Annotated in this window: 17 protein-coding genes and 4 pseudogenes; 12 read left to right on the top strand and 9 right to left on the bottom strand. The window is 52.3% G+C overall.

Features of this window, described 5'->3' with window-relative positions:
* From ACR0FE_RS22080 to ACR0FE_RS22050, 7 genes and pseudogenes are all read left to right on the top strand, one after another.
* A pseudogene (locus ACR0FE_RS22080) lies at positions 1 to 286 on the top strand (hypothetical protein); the annotation flags it as partial.
* A gap of 172 nt (positions 287 to 458) precedes the next feature.
* Positions 459 to 548, top strand: a pseudogene (locus tag ACR0FE_RS22075) (IS6 family transposase); the annotation flags it as partial.
* A pseudogene (locus ACR0FE_RS22070) lies at positions 511 to 675 on the top strand (hypothetical protein); the annotation flags it as partial. The pseudogenes ACR0FE_RS22075 and ACR0FE_RS22070, both read left to right, overlap by 38 nt.
* Before the next feature lie 103 nt (positions 676 to 778).
* Positions 779 to 1,093, top strand: a complete 315-nt coding sequence (locus ACR0FE_RS22065; RefSeq protein ID WP_170614102.1) for a TetR/AcrR family transcriptional regulator C-terminal domain-containing protein — start codon at positions 779 to 781, stop codon at positions 1,091 to 1,093.
* Between the two features lie 257 nt (positions 1,094 to 1,350).
* Positions 1,351 to 2,223 carry a shikimate dehydrogenase gene (locus ACR0FE_RS22060; RefSeq protein WP_480915298.1) on the top strand — a complete coding sequence of 291 codons (873 nt, stop codon included), beginning with the start codon at positions 1,351 to 1,353 and terminating at the stop codon, positions 2,221 to 2,223.
* Positions 2,224 to 2,865: 642 nt separating this feature from the next.
* Complete coding sequence (locus ACR0FE_RS22055) at positions 2,866 to 3,072, top strand: cold-shock protein (protein ID WP_170328727.1); 207 nt, start codon at positions 2,866 to 2,868, stop codon at positions 3,070 to 3,072.
* 72 nt (positions 3,073 to 3,144) lie between these two features.
* The gene (locus ACR0FE_RS22050; RefSeq protein WP_480915296.1) at positions 3,145 to 4,158 is read left to right on the top strand and encodes a fatty acid desaturase; all 1,014 of its coding nucleotides are present in this window, start codon (positions 3,145 to 3,147) and stop codon (positions 4,156 to 4,158) included.
* On the opposite strand, the gene ACR0FE_RS22045 is transcribed toward ACR0FE_RS22050, so the two are convergent.
* The 5 genes from ACR0FE_RS22045 to ACR0FE_RS22025 form a co-directional block, all read right to left on the bottom strand.
* A complete protein-coding gene (locus ACR0FE_RS22045) occupies positions 4,150 to 4,398 on the bottom strand; it encodes a ParB N-terminal domain-containing protein (protein WP_480915294.1) in 249 nt (82 codons plus the stop codon). The two genes, ACR0FE_RS22050 and ACR0FE_RS22045, sit on opposite strands and share 9 nt — an antisense overlap.
* 75 nt (positions 4,399 to 4,473) lie before the next feature.
* Complete coding sequence (locus ACR0FE_RS22040; RefSeq protein WP_480915292.1) at positions 4,474 to 5,163, bottom strand: hypothetical protein; 690 nt, start codon at positions 5,161 to 5,163, stop codon at positions 4,474 to 4,476.
* 1,614 nt (positions 5,164 to 6,777) lie between these two features.
* Positions 6,778 to 7,053, bottom strand: coding sequence for a helix-turn-helix domain-containing protein (locus ACR0FE_RS22035; protein WP_480490783.1), 276 nt, complete (start codon positions 7,051 to 7,053; stop codon positions 6,778 to 6,780).
* Between the two features lie 68 nt (positions 7,054 to 7,121).
* Positions 7,122 to 7,520: a helix-turn-helix domain-containing protein gene (locus ACR0FE_RS22030; protein WP_170613981.1), complete on the bottom strand. Its 399-nt coding sequence runs from the start codon at positions 7,518 to 7,520 to the stop codon at positions 7,122 to 7,124.
* Between the two features lie 38 nt (positions 7,521 to 7,558).
* Positions 7,559 to 8,089, bottom strand: coding sequence for a GNAT family N-acetyltransferase (locus tag ACR0FE_RS22025; protein ID WP_480915290.1), 531 nt, complete (start codon positions 8,087 to 8,089; stop codon positions 7,559 to 7,561).
* 209 nt (positions 8,090 to 8,298) lie between these two features.
* On the opposite strand from ACR0FE_RS22025, the gene ACR0FE_RS22020 reads away from it, so the two are divergent.
* Positions 8,299 to 8,775: a MarR family winged helix-turn-helix transcriptional regulator gene (locus tag ACR0FE_RS22020; protein WP_480655986.1), complete on the top strand. Its 477-nt coding sequence runs from the start codon at positions 8,299 to 8,301 to the stop codon at positions 8,773 to 8,775.
* A gap of 752 nt (positions 8,776 to 9,527) precedes the next feature.
* On the opposite strand, the pseudogene ACR0FE_RS22015 reads toward ACR0FE_RS22020, so the two are convergent.
* Positions 9,528 to 9,638: pseudogene (locus ACR0FE_RS22015) on the bottom strand (IS6 family transposase); the annotation flags it as partial.
* Between the two features lie 72 nt (positions 9,639 to 9,710).
* Complete coding sequence (locus tag ACR0FE_RS22010; protein ID WP_480915288.1) at positions 9,711 to 10,382, bottom strand: GntR family transcriptional regulator; 672 nt, start codon at positions 10,380 to 10,382, stop codon at positions 9,711 to 9,713.
* Positions 10,383 to 10,499: 117 nt separating this feature from the next.
* Between ACR0FE_RS22010 and ACR0FE_RS22005 the strand changes: the two genes are divergently transcribed.
* The 4 genes from ACR0FE_RS22005 to ACR0FE_RS21990 all read left to right on the top strand — a co-directional run bounded on the left by ACR0FE_RS22005 (position 10,500) and on the right by ACR0FE_RS21990 (position 14,549).
* Positions 10,500 to 11,498 carry a TRAP transporter substrate-binding protein gene (locus ACR0FE_RS22005; RefSeq protein WP_480915286.1) on the top strand — a complete coding sequence of 333 codons (999 nt, stop codon included), beginning with the start codon at positions 10,500 to 10,502 and terminating at the stop codon, positions 11,496 to 11,498.
* A 78-nt stretch (positions 11,499 to 11,576) separates the two neighbouring features.
* Positions 11,577 to 12,062: a TRAP transporter small permease gene (locus ACR0FE_RS22000; RefSeq protein WP_170816177.1), complete on the top strand. Its 486-nt coding sequence runs from the start codon at positions 11,577 to 11,579 to the stop codon at positions 12,060 to 12,062.
* Between the two features lie 31 nt (positions 12,063 to 12,093).
* Positions 12,094 to 13,356, top strand: a complete 1,263-nt coding sequence (locus tag ACR0FE_RS21995; RefSeq protein ID WP_480915284.1) for a TRAP transporter large permease — start codon at positions 12,094 to 12,096, stop codon at positions 13,354 to 13,356.
* A 47-nt stretch (positions 13,357 to 13,403) separates the two neighbouring features.
* Positions 13,404 to 14,549, top strand: a complete 1,146-nt coding sequence (locus ACR0FE_RS21990; RefSeq protein WP_170614879.1) for an alpha-hydroxy acid oxidase — start codon at positions 13,404 to 13,406, stop codon at positions 14,547 to 14,549.
* A gap of 24 nt (positions 14,550 to 14,573) precedes the next feature.
* Here ACR0FE_RS21990 and ACR0FE_RS21985 read toward each other — a convergent pair whose 3' ends face one another.
* Both ACR0FE_RS21985 and ACR0FE_RS21980 read right to left on the bottom strand, forming a co-directional pair.
* Positions 14,574 to 14,987, bottom strand: a complete 414-nt coding sequence (locus ACR0FE_RS21985) for a methylglyoxal synthase (protein ID WP_170614880.1) — start codon at positions 14,985 to 14,987, stop codon at positions 14,574 to 14,576.
* Complete coding sequence (locus tag ACR0FE_RS21980) at positions 14,968 to 15,486, bottom strand: 2,4'-dihydroxyacetophenone dioxygenase family protein (protein WP_170357704.1); 519 nt, start codon at positions 15,484 to 15,486, stop codon at positions 14,968 to 14,970. Before ACR0FE_RS21980 ends, ACR0FE_RS21985 begins: the two co-directional genes overlap by 20 nt.
* Positions 15,487 to 15,488 lie beyond the last annotated feature (2 nt).

Genomic DNA, 15,488 nt, shown 5'->3' with positions numbered 1-15,488 from the left:
TTGGTTCGAACGGCGTCATGAGGCGGTCCGGACGGCTCTAAAAGCTGCACGCAATGTGTCTTCCGCGAACCCGTCCGATCCTTCTAAAGCCTTTCAGAGCATGGCGGAGTGGCAGCGCCATTCGGCGGAGCGGTTGGTTGCTGACGCTCAGGAATGGTTCGAAACCGTGGCCCGTTGTGCAGCATATGTCGCTGAAACCGAAGCTGAAGCTGTTGAGAAAACAGTTGGCGATGTTGCAGCCTCTACAAAGAGCGCGGGGAAATCTTCAAAGTCTAACCCTGTGTAGGGTTCCTGCCTCCGAAAAACCAAACTGAAATCATCGGAGCAGTAGCTGGGAGGGTCTTGTCCGAATAACTTTGCTTGAGCGGGTTAGGGGTGTTGAGTAGCTTTTGCCCATGACCAGACCTGCCTCTTTCAAGTACTTCAAAACCAGCCCCGAGATCATCCGCCTTGTGGTGATGTTATACATCCGCTTCCCGCGCTCGCTTCGGAATGTCGAAGATCTGCTGCATGAGCGAGGCATCAACGTTAGCCATGAAACTGTCCGGTAAGGCTGCGCTCAGACAATTGGGTGCTCTTGAAAAACAAGGGACGGGCAGTTGGCTAAACAACCGCGTCGAGAACTCACACCTCCCGTTCCGACAACGAGAAAGCGCAATGCAGCGTTTCAGGCGTATGCGAAGTCTGCAGAAAATCGTCTCGGTCCACTCCTCCGTCTACAACCACTTCAACCAGGAAAGATCGCTCGCAAGCAGAGGCTCTGTGGCGGTACATCGCGGTGATTACCGAAGAGACGGCTATCGGATTAAATCACATGGTCCTATCAGAGCTGATCCGCGATCTCGACCGGTCCCGGAAGTTCTTAACGGAGACAGAAACCCACGATTACCCGATGACGAGATTGATCGGCGAAGCCATGGACGCAGGCGTGATCCGAAAGGCCGATCCGACCTTCGCAACCAACCAGTTGCTGGCGCTCGTCAAAAACTTTTTCTTCTGGCCAGAGTTTTTCCACGGCGAGAACCCGACACCAAAAGACGTACTGGACGATTGCATCGCTATGTTTTTGGCGCACTACAAAGCAGACATTTGATCGGTCATCACGAACGGCAGGAAAGTCCGCATGCCGGTCGTTCAGCAGATTTCTGCGAACGTCCGCTGTCGTTCAATGCAGACTTTCAGGCAAAAATTCTCGGAATGACCACCAACAATGACCGCTATCCGTTCCTAAGCCGTCATCTGACGAAAAGACTCAGCTGACTGCCTTGAGCCCTTAGCAGTCGATCGTTCCCGCGACGGTTTCAATGGTATCGAGCGGTCTTAATTGAAGGCATAAAGACAGGCGAGACTATGCTTTGGCCTGCGTTTTGCTATGATCACGATATGCAACCAAGGGAAATAAAAGCAGGTCTGATCGGCCAAGGAATTGGTCTTTCTCGGACACCCAGAATGCATATCGAGGAGGGCAAGGCCCACAACCTCATTTACGATTACGAAACGATCGATACAGCACATACATATTCGAGTTTGCATGCTCTTCTGGATCGATGCGAAGCGGAAGGGTTTGCTGGGGTGAATATAACGCATCCCTTCAAGCAACTGGTGCTAAACGAAGTAGATGACGTAAGCAGTTCGGTGCAAAAAGTTGGGGCTTCGAACACCGTTGTCTTCAGGGACGGAAAGAGGATTGCCCACAACACGGACTATTGGGGGTTTGCAACGGCGTTCATGCAACACTTTGGTCGAGTGCCCAAGCGAAGTGTTCTACTATTGGGCGCCGGGGGCGCTGGGTCTGCCATTGCCCATGCTCTACTGGAATGCGGTGTAGGCAAGGTCTGTATTTCTGATTCTTTGCAGGAAAGTGCAAATAAGTTGGCAAAACGGGTAGAACACAATTTCCCCGGAAGCCGAGTTTCAGTCTCTAAAGGTCCAATCACAAGTGCAGAAGAATTTGACGGTATCGTTAATGCAACACCGGTTGGCATGGATACACATCCCGGCATACCACTTCCGATAGAGATGGTACGAGCGGATCAATGGCTCGCGGATATCATCTATTTTCCAATTGAGACACAGTTTCTGGCGCAGGCCAAAGCCAAAGGATGCCATACGATGAACGGCGCAGGAATGGCGATTTTTCAGGCCGTGCGGGCATTTGAGCTATTTACCGGTCGAAAGGCAGTTGCAGAGAGGATGCAGTTCACGTTCGCGTCATTCTTTTAGAGAGTTAAGTAACGCGGCTTGAAAGCACTTACATTGGGATGACTTTGTTCGGATCGAGTAACGGGTTTGTCCGCTTGGCAGACGTGCAGCAGATTTCAGCGAACGTCCGCTGTCGTTCAATGCAGACCTTCGGGCGAAATTTCTCGGAATGACCACCAACAATGACCGCTTTCCGTTCCTAAGCCGTCATCTGACTGAAAGACTCAGATGACTGCCTTGAGCCCAAACCAACCGATGTTGCTGAAAGCACCAATGTCAGCGATGCGCAGAAAGCAGACTTTGCAAAGTCTCGCCACAGCATCAAAACGGACGCTTATCGCTGTCTCGGATGTTGCGGGATAGAGGCCCAAAAGCGGTTATTGATCTTTTGTACCGCCTACCCAAGCCGCCTTCGCGTTTGGATCGCAGAGCAACAGCGTCATCTCAACTTGTCAGATTCTAAGCTAGACAGGCTCGATTTCTCTGTTGCCCTCCACCGCATCAAGACTTGTATCGTGGGTACTCGAAGTCCATATACACAAGGCTTACGTTTTTCTTTTTCGACCTGCTGTCTCCTCAATTCGGCGTTCAGTCTTTCGATTCAGACCGACCACGCCGAGTAGCCGCAATAATGCGGGCGGCAAGTATTTGGAGACTTCCACCATGGCAAATGGCACAGTAAAATGGTTCAACTCGACCAAAGGTTTTGGCTTTATCGAGCCTGAAGATGGCAAGCGCGACGTGTTCGTACATATCTCAGCAGTCGAACGTTCCGGCCTTAGCGAATTGAAAGACGGTCAGAAGGTTACTTTTGACGTCGAAGCTGGTCGTGACGGACGCGAAAGCGCCGCTAATCTGGCCCTCGCCTGACCTTTTAAGGGCACCCTTTTCGGGTGCCCTTTTGAACAATGGGCTACTATAAGCCGTTGGAGAACAAGTAACTTGCAACCCAAAGACTGGACGCGGGTGCTCGCGCAATACCGTGTTGCCGATGCGAAGCGCAGTGTTTTTGAACTTGCGATCACTGTTGTTCCCTTATTCGCGCTATGGGCCCTAGCGTGGTTTGCGTTATCTTTTAGTGTCTGGATCGCAATACTACTGGCCATCCTGAATGCCGCGTTTCTGGTCCGTATCTTTATCATTATGCATGATTGTGGTCATGGATCCTTCTTTAGAAACCGTACCGTTTGCAATTGGACAGGCCGGGTTTTGGGTGTCCTTGCGCTGACACCTTATGACGTTTGGCGGCAAAGCCATGCGATCCACCACGCCTCAACCGGTAACCTTGATCGGCGTGGTATGGGTGACATCCCTACATTGACCACTGAAGAATACCTGAAGCGGAAGTGGTTCGGGCGTGCCGCTTATCGTCTGACCCGGAATCCCATCTTCCTGTTCGGTGTTGCGCCGGTCTATACGTTCTTCCTTCAAAACCGCTTACCTCTTGGTTTCATGCGGTCGGGCTGGCTGTATTGGGCAAGTGCGATGGGAACAAACGTCGCGATTGCAGGGTTATTGGCTCTGGTTTTTTGGGCCGGAGGCATTGAGGTTTTGGCGTATGTTTTCCTGCCAACCATGATTGTCGCATCATCGATTGGAATTTGGCTTTTCTACATTCAACACCAGTTTGAACACACGACCTGGGAGCGGGAAGAAGGGTGGAATCTTCAGAACGCCGCATTCTATGGAAGTTCTCACTATGCCCTGCCTGGCATCCTGCGTTGGTTTTCTGCCAATATCGGCGTACACCATGTTCACCACCTTGCCAGCCGCATACCTTTTTATCGGCTAGACGAAGTTTTGCGTGACCATTCTGAGTTGGAAAATTGCCAGCGTATTACTTTATTTGATAGCCTTCATTGCGCACGATTGCATCTTTGGGACGAAAAAAGTCAGCGCCTGCTGACATTTTCCGAGGCTTTGTCAAACGCCAATCCCAATAGGTATTTAGTGTAGTCTGGCGCGTACCAAATAGGCTTCGACCGTATCACCGCCCAAGGCGCGGATGGCTTCTATTCGGTGAAGGCCTTCAATCAGCACGAACCTTTTGTTGTCAGCGCGTATCTGGATCGGGGTCTTCTGGCCGTTCTTCAGAATATCTTCGGCCAGTGTCAGAACTTTTTGTTGATCAAGCGTTTTCGCCCGTTTCACAGGGACATAGATCAGGTCGAGAGGATATGGTCTTTTTTCCAACATTAGCTACGTGGGCAACCTTTCGTGCATTTGTTCCGGTTCGGAGTTCGCTTCAAAAAGCAGGCGGTGGAACGCACGTCATAGAACCGAACGAACAGCATCGCGCAGTTCCCGATGCATGATCCAAGTCGCTGGTTCATCGTCACTTTCGATATGAGAATATGCCAGGACCTGTGCAGCGCCATCATTCTGTGCCGATCCAGCTTCGGGAAGTTCGAGTTCCAAATATTCTGCAATCAATAGTCCGATTTTCTTGAAGACCTTGATGGAGGCCTCGCGCGATTTGTAACCGGCCGCCTGAGACAAGTGACCAATGGTCAGACCTTCCTTGCCTGCGATTGTAAGTGCTTTGAGCATTGTGACCTGCGCAGGGGTGAGCCTGATCTGTCGTAATGCCTCTGCATATTCTCTTTCACTGGGAACGAAGGTGCCGGAGTTTCCCTCCATACGGCGTTGACCGCTACGCTTCCTTTCTCGTTCTTCGAGAATTTCTTTTAAGGCTTCAATGGCCAATGCTGGTGTTTCGCCAACTGCATCGGCAATCATTGCCTGCGTTTTAGCCGGTGGCTTGGGAAATGCGCGCGCAACGCAGTTACCACTCAGAATGCCAGCCTTAATCAAGTATTTTCCAAACTCTTCTTCAATCACTCCTGATACGTCAGCGTTCCGCGACTTACGAATACTGCGGTCCTGAAATGCTCTTTGTTCCAAACCACAAGCTGATACCTTTGAACCGGGAAGGGTTACTTGAGGGGCATTTTTACGCATCAGAGAAACACCACTACAATTATGGCCGCAACAAACACCGCTAACGCGATTGACATCTTTACTCTGTAGGACCAGCGATGCGCTCTTTCGGCTCTGAGCATTTTGCCCAGGTTTTCGTCAATCGAGTTATGGTTCACGGCTTCGTCCTTCCGGAATTGTCAGGCGGTATTGATTTCCATCAACCTATTGTCGCGGCACATTTTCGGTGCACTTATCGTTCTGTCGTGTGAATGGCTGATTGCAATCCCAACCATCACCTCTTCGATTCAAGTGAGCATTTGCAGGGACAAGGATCGCAACGCACCTGTCCTGGTTTGAGCGAAAGCCACGTTCACATTTCCATCCAGAATAGGTTTCAGGTGCGAGGTATGCATGCTGTGGAATTGCCACCGGTTCGCAACCGCTCTCCGTTGCTCTGAAACCTCTGAGGCACACCCAACCATCCGCGCTGTTTTTGTCAGTCAGGCGGCCGTTGCTCGGGACACTAATCGCGACACAATCCTGGTCTTCCTTACGAAATCCCCAGTTGCAGTGTATTTCCAGCACGCCAAACCTAGTTTCGACGTACCCATTTTGAGGTGAAATTACTTCTTCACATTCTTCTCCGACACGCTGGAATAGCCGATTGCACTCCCACCGATCTCCGGTTGATGCAAGATAGGCATTTTCTGGAACTCTTATTTCCTCACAAAATTCTCCTACACTCTGGAAACCATGAGTGCATTCCCAGCCACTGCCGTAGGAGCTGCCCGTCAAATATGCGTTTTCTGGTACGTCTGTTATTTGGCAGGATCCGTTCTTGTTTTCGAAACCTTCGTCACAAATCGATCCGTCGGCATTGCCTGCGACTTGGGCAGGAAGCTGCGTTCCTGAGAGCAACACCAAGAGTGTCGGGATCAGGCAAAGAACGCGGTGCGAAAACACGATGAATGACTGATTGAAACGGAGCCTGAGACCTGATCTATCGGGCATCGAGCACGCAATTTATGTGCCATGTGCTGTTCATACGGCGCCTTCTTTCATGGGTCACCCGAAGACCGGTGCTTGTCAGGTGACAGTTGCGAATGCTAGCGAGGAACGAGCTCATAGCGAAGACCCCAGCGAAACCCGTTCCAATGCTGGGGCACATGCTACAGTTAGTCTGAAGGCCATTGGATCATCGAAGCCGGCAGCATCGCGGCGACGAATATATCTTTCCAATACACTCTTGTGGTTCCTAGCCTGTGAAGAGTCAAGGACGCACCCTCGTCACAAAGCGTGTGCTACGGAGATGTTAATTTTTGAGAGCAGTGAATGACTAGGTGGCTTAGAGAATAACTGAGAGGAAAAATTCAGCGTGATACCACCTTTGAAACGGAGCTATTGACGAACTGGCAGAAACTGAGTTCTGTGATGCTCAGTGCAGCTGCACGCACGCATTGCGCTGAAAGTCTGCTTCAAAGGCCAATTTCGGGCACTAGGGCACAATGGTGAGACAGGAATTCTGGGCACATTGATACCGCAGTGTGATCGGCCCATTGCCAAAGTAAATTTGAGTTCTGTTCCTAGCCTGACAACGAGACCAATCGTGTCCACGGCTGGCAAGCAAAACGAAGCGAACCGCACGGGTATCGTTCAAATCTGTTGTCGAAGTCGAGTAACTGTTTCTTTCGGATGGGCATCCAGTAGCGCGAGGAGCTTAAACGCAGGTCCTCCGGGGCGGCGGGCTCCGTTCTCCCACAGTTTGTAACCGAGCTCGCTCATCCCGATAAGTTCGGCCATTTCCGCCACGGTCAATCCGGCCTTTTCGCGGACTTCAAGCGGTGTAGCCACGGGCTCGGAATTGGTGTCCGAACGGGCGCCTTGCGCCGGATCAACGGACACAAGGCTGGGATCCGGTCCTGTCATCATCTGCTCCCTGTTATTGTCGTTTGAGGCATGGCCATAGGTCATGCCTGAAGTTCGCATTTGCGCAGATGTCAAAGTCTGGCGCGCAGGCGTTTTTCAACAGTGCTCAGCCTGCGGGTGGTCTGAGTCATATCCGTCCGGAGGCTCCGAATTTCATCAAGGATGCCTTGAATATCCTCCGATCCGGAAGTGGTATCGGTTGGTTCAAGCACACCTTCCCCCTCACCGCTCAGAAGCCAAACCAGAGAGACCCCAAGAATGCCGGACATCATCTGCGCCTTGTTTGCACGTGGCTCGGCACGGTCTTCTTCCCATCCCTGTACGGTCTTCAGTTTGACGCCCAGGCGACTGGCAAGCTTCTTTTGCGAGTATCCAACGGCTTCGCGCGCGGCGACGATCCGGTCGCCCAGAGTTGCCGCTTCATCACCGTAGTATGAGGTGTCGTTTGATATAGTCGTGGCTACGTTCATTCTGCTCTCTCACTTTGGTTGAAAATGTTGTGGCGCGGTCAGGCCGCGAGTTCGCTACGATCCGCAAGACGGATCGTCACAAGATTGCTGTTTTCATGACGGCGATATGGGGTCAGCGCCTGCGTGATGAAGGGTTGGATATCCATCCGGGACCGCTGCCACCGCGCAAACCTGCGGAACAAAGCCCAGGTGCACTCGTCGCTGGACGTAATCACAGTCTGAACACGGGTGACATCGGTGCAGACGTCCCCACGCATCACCTGCCCCAGCATCAGCGACGCAAGACCCTTGTCCGCCTCACCCTCTGAAACGCCGACCCGCCAGATAAACAGGGTTTCCGGGTCATATGGCAGAACATAAGCCAGTATCGCGCCAACCAGGTCTCCATCCAGTTCTGCAATAACCGAGAATTCTTTGTAGTCATCAAACGCCGCCAGTTCACCAAGCAGATCACCAATAGCTTGCTGATCCCCGGTACTGGCCAGCAAAGACACAGCTGCACCGTCTTCCGGCAAAGAGGGACGCAAAACCGGAATAGGTTGTTCGAACAACTCCAAAGAATGCTGCATGTACTGCTCCATCAATAAACTTTGATTAGCTAAGTAACACAGCGGCATCAAAACTTCAAAAGGCGAAGCAAAATTCTACCGAAACGTCATAAATATACCTATTTTTGCGATATTTTAATTTGTAAGGCTAATTATATTGCGCTCCGTTAACGCTTGAGCAATCAATACAATTTTGACAATCTCACTCCATTCGAATGCGGAGTAGATACATGGATCGTATCGACAGCAGCCTTGTCGCCCTGCGCCGAATCCTGCGCGCCACCGAGATGTCCGGCCGGGAACTGGCGCAATCCGCCGGGCTGACCGCGGTCCAGCTTCGTGTGCTGCAAGTGATTGGCGAGACCGGGCAAACCACGGCCAAAGCAATTTCAATGCGTATGCATGTCAGCCAGGCCACTGTCACAGCGCTGGTGGACAAGCTGGTTTCGGGCGGCATGGTTGTGCGCGAGAAATCCATGACCGACCGACGGCAGACCAATATCCTGATCACGGATCAAGGGCGGCAAACTCTTGAGGACGCCCCTGATCCCCTGCAACAGCTCTATGTGCAACGGTTCAAGCAGATGGAGGACTGGGAGCAGGCAATGCTTGTTGCCGCGCTCGAAAGGGTTGCAACGATGCTGGACGCCGAAGATCTTCAGGCCGGCGCGATCCTGACAACTGGCGATTTGAACAAGACGGAATAATGGGCCGGATTTACCGACCCCTTCGCGTACCTTTTTGTTGAGGCTTTTATCAAGAAAGGATTTGGCGGCCCGAACGGACCCGTCGTCTACTTGGTCGATCTTTCATTGCCACATATTCATTGCGCGCTAGCGGCCAATCCCTACTTTTAGAACGACAGCTCCGCTTTGGGCTGCCTCCAGTCGTAGATGTAATGGCGCGAACGGCGACACTAAGACCGATTGGCTCATGAGACAGAGCGAGGAAAAGATTGGCTTCTTAAATTCTGGACAAAAATGCGGCTCGGATAGTTTGCTTCATAGCGTCTAGGGGCAAATCCGAATTATGCATGACCGTACAAGAGCGGCGTGGGAGGATGGATATGATGACAAACAATTGACCTCGTTGGTCGAGCATATGATGGATGCCTGATGCCATCGGGCGCTTATGTCAAAATTTGTTGTTCGACTTGGACATGCAATACACAGCAAAGTTGCTTAAATGGTATTGCTAAGTTTCGTCGCCAATGTCCGCTTCGGGCTGACTGCAGTCATTGCCGCCAATAAGACGAATGCCCGTTAGGTCCGCAAGCCGGTCGTTGCCAAGATTTAGGAGAGCGACCGCTTTTGGTTATAGCGGTCGTTCCTATTCGAAACTCCGAGTTTTAGGGGGTGAACGTCCGCTCAAGGCCGCTTTTCGGTCATCTGAGTAAATACGTCAGGTGACTGCGTTGAGCCCAAATCGGACGCCTAAGGGCATCCACCTGGTCATCTTTCAGAGCTTTCACATTCCGAAGCGATAGTGGGAAACGGATGTACAGCATTACAGCAATGCGGATGATCTCGGGACTGGGTTTAAAGTATCTGAAAAAAGAAGGTTTGGTCATGGACAAAAGCTACGCAACCGCTCTGCCCCGCTCAAGCAAAGTTAATCTGACAAGACCCAGATGGCAGGACGCCTATGCTTGCTTCAGACCAACCAAATCAGAATAAGATCGCTCACCGCGAGTAATTTGCCGTTTGAGCGTGTTCACTGCTGCTTTTACTTTACCCTCGCCGAGTAGCGATGTGATCGCTTGATGTTCCTTAAATGATTTCGTCGTTCGATCGGAACGCTTGGACAGATGCGTCCGCATAGTTTGGACGATATCACTGACTTTTTGATATCCATCCCGCAGGTAACTGTTTCCGCAGGACCTGAAAAACGCGTCGTGAAACTCGGCGTCAAGTTCCAAGTACTGCTCGAATTCATCCGCTTCCTGCGCTTCTGACATCTTCGAAACATTTGTAGCCAGCTCATTGATCAGAACCGACGGGTTCTTTTCAAGCGCCTGCTCCAAAGCTGCAGATTCTAGGATGAGCCTATACTGACAAAGCTGCACCACGTCCTCTTGAGAAAGAGAGAATACAAAGGCTCCTCGATGAGGAAATATCTGAACGAGCCCCTGAAGATTCAAAGCTGACAGAGCTTCGCGAATCGGAGTTTTGCTAATGCCCATGGCATTTGACAGCTTCACTTCCGGCAACGATTCACCCAATTGAAACGTGCCATTGATAATGCCTTTTCGTATGTGCTCTTCAGCAGTTTTACTCAACGAATCCGGTCGCTTAATCTGCAAGATCTCGGTCATTTTCACTTTGTCCTATTTCGTCTCTCTAACACAATACCACATGTGAGCTTGATTTCTATATTATATCTGATATCTCAGATAATAGATCGAAAATAACTAAATCCATGGGAGGATACCTTGTTCAAGAAATCAACATTGGCGCTTGGCGTCGTCATGTCAGCCGGGCTTGCTTTTGCAGCATCCGCTGAAACAGTCATTAAGGTTGGGCATGGCGCAGCAGAATCGTTTCATATGCATCGCGCACTACTGAAATTTGAAGAACTGGTCGAAGCTGGCTCGAATGGTGAGATCGACGTACAGATATTCCCTTCATCGCAGATGGGCCCTGATCGCGAGATGATCGAAGGTGTTCAAACCGGCGTTCTGGAAATGGCAATTCCTCCTTCCTCTTTCTTCGCGGGCTGGGATCCGGCTTTTGCAGTAATTGAACTGCCCTACATGTATTCCTCCAAAGACATAGCCTTTGATGTTCTTGATGGTGATGCTGGTGATGGCATGCTTGCACGGGTCGAAAACCAGGGATTGGTAGGTCTTGGCTGGCTTGAATTGGGTGTACGCAATGTGACCAACAATGTCCGTCCGGTTGCAACCCCTGCAGACCTCGAGGGTGTCAAACTGCGTACCATGAAGGTTCCGGCGCATGTGGCGACATTCGAAACGCTCGGGGCCAACCCGACGCCAATGAACTTTGGTGAGGTCTATTCTGCTCTCCAGCAAGGCGTGATCGACGGCCAGGAAAACCCACTGGCGATCATTACCTCACAGCGTTTCTACGAGGTGCAGAAATACCTTTCGACCACGGGCCATGTCTTTGCCGTCTATATGCCCGTCATCTCCAAACCGTTCTTTGACTCGCTGTCCGTAGAGCATCAGCAACTGGTGCGGGACTCGATGGCTGCCGCACGTAACTATCAGGCCGAGTTGGTCGCCAGCGAAGATGCAGCACAGCTGGAACAAATCCGGGCCGCTGGTGTCGAGGTTCTGGAACTGACAGCAGAGCAGCGACAGGCCTTTGCCGACAAAACCGAAAGCGTCCGTCTGCAGTATCGCGACGAGGTTGGCGCCGAAGCCTATGACGACTGGGTAGCAGCGGTTTCCGCAGCGAGCGGAAGCTGACCCTCGGACTACTCAGCCAATACGGGCACCCGTGCAATGAAGGTTCGGGTGCCCCTTTCGTTCAACGGGAGGTGAACGGTGTCGGTTATCAAATGGATCGATATGAATGCCGAAAAGGTCTTAGCCAGTGCACTTTTGACCGCGATTGTCTTATTGATCTTTGGCAATGTGTTCATGCGCTACATTCTGAATGCCTCTCTTTCATGGGGCGAAGAGCTAACGCTTTGGCTATTTGTATGGTTTGTCTGGCTTGGCGTCAGCTATGCTTTCCACACTGGCGATCATGTGCGGATCACGGTCCTGCGTGATGTCCTAAGCGAGCGGGCACGGCTTTACGCGGATGTTGTGATCGCGCTTCTTGTCCTTGGATTTCTGGTCGTTCTGACAATTGAATGCATCAAGCTTATCCGACAGCCTTTTGTGGCCAGCCAGACGTCGGTCGTTTTGGGACTACCAATTCCGATCCTTTATGCTTCGGCGCCGATTGGCGCGGGCCTGTCTGCGATCCGCGTCACTCAACATCTAATCCGAACCCTGCGTCTGATCGCAGGAACCAAAGCGTGAGGAACCCGGCATGCTTGCGACAACGCTTTTCTTGACGCTCTTTGCCCTGTTGCTCTCCAGCGTGCCAATTGGCATCTGTTTGGGCTTAGCCACTATGTTCGTGATGGTCTTTGTGGATGGCACGCCACCTATGGTTCTTCTGGCACGGTCGGTGGTAACAGGCGCGGACTCGTTTCCTCTAATTGCCGTCCCTCTGTTCATTTTGGCAGGCGACCTGATGCAGCACGGCGGAATGTCTCGTAGACTGGTTGGGTTCGCCAATGCGCTGATTGGTCATATCCGGGGTGGGCTGGCTTATGTGAACGTTCTCGCCTGTGTGTTCTTTGCCGCCATATCCGGCTCATCTCCTGCGACCGTAGCCGCCATCGGGTCGAACATGATCCCAGAGATGGAAAAGGTCGGCTATACGCGCAAATTCAGCGGCGCATTGACAGCATCCTCAGGAATGATCGGTGTAATGATCCCGCCAAGCATTCCCTTCATCATCTATGGTGTTACTGCCGAGGTTTCGATCGGCAAACTGTTTCTTGCAGGCGTCGTTCCTGGCATCCTTTTTGCCCTCATGTTCATGTTGGTTGCTAGGGTTCTGCTGCGAAAGGACGAGGTTGTACACCAATCGACGATTACGTTCTCAGGTCCGGGTGTCTGGCAGAGTTTCCGCTCTTCTATCTGGGCGCTACTGGTGCCTGTGATTATCCTTGGGGGCATCTACAGCGGTATCTTCACCCCTACCGAAGCCGGAGCCGTGGCAGTGGTTTATGCCGCCTTCATCGGGATCTTTGTTTATGGAGACATCTCCCTCAAGGACCTGCCAGAGGTATTGGCGGGCAGTGCAAAGACCAGCGGGACTATTCTGATATTGGTGATCATGGCGACCGCCTTTGGCAGGCTGATCACACTCGCAAGAATCCCGACAGAACTCGCAACAACGATCACCAGCCTGTCCGACAACCCCATCATCATCTTGTTGCTGATCAATCTGCTGTTGTTGGTGATCGGAATGTTCATGGAGACGATTTCGTCGATCATCATCATGACACCTATCCTGCTGCCGGTTGCAACCGCGCTGGGTGTCGATCCGATTGTTTTTGGTGTCATCTTGACGGTCAACTTGGCCATTGGGTTTTGCACACCACCTTTGGGAGTAAACCTGTTCGTGGCTAGCAGCATTTCGAAGGTTTCCATCGAAAGCCTCAGCCGGGCGATCATGCCATTCTTTGTAGGCATGCTGATCTTGTTGATGTTCATCACCTATGTGCCCGCAATTTCCTTGGCCTTGCCGTCCCTTTGGTGACCGGCCGAGGGCCTACAAACATTAGACGATAAAACCAGAGGACCCGGATGGATTTGGACCTATCCCACCCGTCGATAGAAGACCTTCGGCAAACCGCGCAAAAGCGCATTCCGAAGTTTGCTTTCGAATACCTCGACAGCGCGACTGGCCGGGAGCTGGGGTTGAAGGTCAACCGGGACGCACTTGATGCCATCGGATTCATGCCGCGTGTACTATGCGGCCGAACAAAGGCCGACCTGCAGACTACATTGATGGGTCAAACTTACGATCTGCCATTCGGGATAGCACCGGTAGGCATGTCCGGCCTAATGTGGGCGGGAGCAGAACGGATGCTTGCAAAGGCAGCGGTTGCTCACAACATTCCGTTTTCGCTGTCGAGCGTGGCGGTTGCTTCACCGGAAGATGTGGCACCTTACATTGGCAAAAACGGATGGTTTCAGCATTACCCGGTGAACTCCAGCGATTTGCGCCGCGCGATGCTGCCCAGGATTAAGGCAGCGGGATTTCATACGCTGATCATCACGGTGGACGTACCAGAAGAAAGCCGGCGCGAACGACAACGCCGCGCCAACCTGACCGTGCCTCCAAAAGCTGACCTGCGCACGCTGACTGAAATGGCGTCACGACCCGCCTGGTGCCTTGCGCATTTGCGCGAGGGCATCATGCCACGTATGCGGTTCTTTGACGATTACGTCCCCACGCGCGGGCGAGAAAGTTTTACCCATGCAGGCGCTCTGATCCGTGGGATTCCAGATTGGGACTACCTGCGCGAACTACGGCAGGAATGGGAGGGTCACTTGATCGTCAAGGGTGTCCTGCGGCCGGAAGACGCGCAAAAAATGGTGGCCGAGGGCGTGGATTGCATCTGGGTCTCAAACCACTCCGGGCGTCAATTCGAAGCCGGGCCCGCCGTGATTGACCAACTCCCGAACATCCGCGAGGCGGTCGGAACAAATGTGCCACTGATCTACGACTCTGGCGTTGCCTGGGGATTGGACATCATGCGTGCCCTGGCGAAAGGTGCAGATTTCGTCATGGTCGGACGCGCCTTTCAATATGCCGTTGCAGCGTTCGGAGCACGAGGGATCGACCATCTCGTTCACATCCTAAAAGCTGACATAGAGGCCAACATGAGCCAGCTTGGCAGCGAAAACCTCGGCAATCTGGGAGAGCACCTTCTGATAACTGACTGATCGGCGCTTGCGGCGTCCGGGGTATCAGAGAAGCGTGTTGTCACCCCCGTCAATCAGTCCCTTCACGATCAGATCCGCAGTTGAGCGCGAACATGCCATTGGCAGATCATATACCGTCGCGAGACGGGTCAGAGCCTTAACGTCGACGTCGTGTGGCATAGGCGACAGAGGGTCGACAAAGAAAACCAGTGCATCCAGTTTCTCTTCACAGATCATAGCGCCGATCTGTTGGTCGCCTCCGAGTGGTCCACTTTTCAGGCTGGTCACGTCCAGTTCTGGATAGGCTTGCTTAATGCGACTGCCGGTGGTCCCTGTCGAAAAGATTTGTACTCTGGACAGGCGGGCCAATTGCAGACCCACCCATTCAACGATTTCGTCCTTTCGAGCATCATGGGCCACGAGCGCGAAACGCGGCGCATCACCTGATGAATTGTTCAACGTAATCTTCTCCAAGACCGACTTCCGCGAAATGTTTTCGGCACAGATCAATCTTAGTAAAGACATCTTCGTAGCCAGTGACCTTGCCCCACGGATCAACATAGCACATCACGCCATTGACCTGGAAATAGGTAACCATCTCTTCGACATCGTCGGGAACGACCAAAGTATGAGTCTCACCCGGCGGCTCAAAGACATATCCTCCTTCTTCTGCAACCCAATCATGTTCCAGATAATGCCAGCGCCCTTTCAAAACGAAGCCATGGACTGGCTGGGGATGGCGGTGCCGCGAAAGAACACCAGCTTTGCGCACTTTGAGAAGGTTCATCCAATAACCTTGCGAGCGGTTCAGGCAGAGCGGTCGGAACCAGACGTTCTCTGCCTGCGGAACCCACAGTCTGTCGTCCTCGCTCATGGCATTCGGGATCACGATCTCGTCTTGCGCATCCTTGGGGAAAGGCAACTGATAGGGCATTCGGGCGGTGTCATGGTCATTCATTG

It is taken from the genome of Ruegeria sp. K7 (assembly GCF_056531785.1).
Note: the sequence above shows the minus strand (reverse complement) of the source record. Positions and strands in the feature narration are given on the sequence as shown.

Coding starts and splice junctions, on each gene's coding strand:
- ACR0FE_RS22060 (WP_480915298.1), top strand. CDS start 1,351: ATGCTTTGGCCTGCGTTTTGCTATGATCACGATATGCAACCAAGGGAA.
- ACR0FE_RS22055 (WP_170328727.1), top strand. CDS start 2,866: ATGGCAAATGGCACAGTAAAATGGTTCAACTCGACCAAAGGTTTTGGC.
- ACR0FE_RS22045 (WP_480915294.1), bottom strand. CDS start 4,398: ATGTTGGAAAAAAGACCATATCCTCTCGACCTGATCTATGTCCCTGTG.
- ACR0FE_RS22040 (WP_480915292.1), bottom strand. CDS start 5,163: ATGCGTAAAAATGCCCCTCAAGTAACCCTTCCCGGTTCAAAGGTATCA.
- ACR0FE_RS22035 (WP_480490783.1), bottom strand. CDS start 7,053: ATGATGACAGGACCGGATCCCAGCCTTGTGTCCGTTGATCCGGCGCAA.
- ACR0FE_RS22030 (WP_170613981.1), bottom strand. CDS start 7,520: ATGAACGTAGCCACGACTATATCAAACGACACCTCATACTACGGTGAT.
- ACR0FE_RS22025 (WP_480915290.1), bottom strand. CDS start 8,089: ATGCAGCATTCTTTGGAGTTGTTCGAACAACCTATTCCGGTTTTGCGT.
- ACR0FE_RS22020 (WP_480655986.1), top strand. CDS start 8,299: ATGGATCGTATCGACAGCAGCCTTGTCGCCCTGCGCCGAATCCTGCGC.
- ACR0FE_RS22010 (WP_480915288.1), bottom strand. CDS start 10,382: ATGACCGAGATCTTGCAGATTAAGCGACCGGATTCGTTGAGTAAAACT.
- ACR0FE_RS21990 (WP_170614879.1), top strand. CDS start 13,404: ATGGATTTGGACCTATCCCACCCGTCGATAGAAGACCTTCGGCAAACC.
- ACR0FE_RS21980 (WP_170357704.1), bottom strand. CDS start 15,486: ATGAATGACCATGACACCGCCCGAATGCCCTATCAGTTGCCTTTCCCC.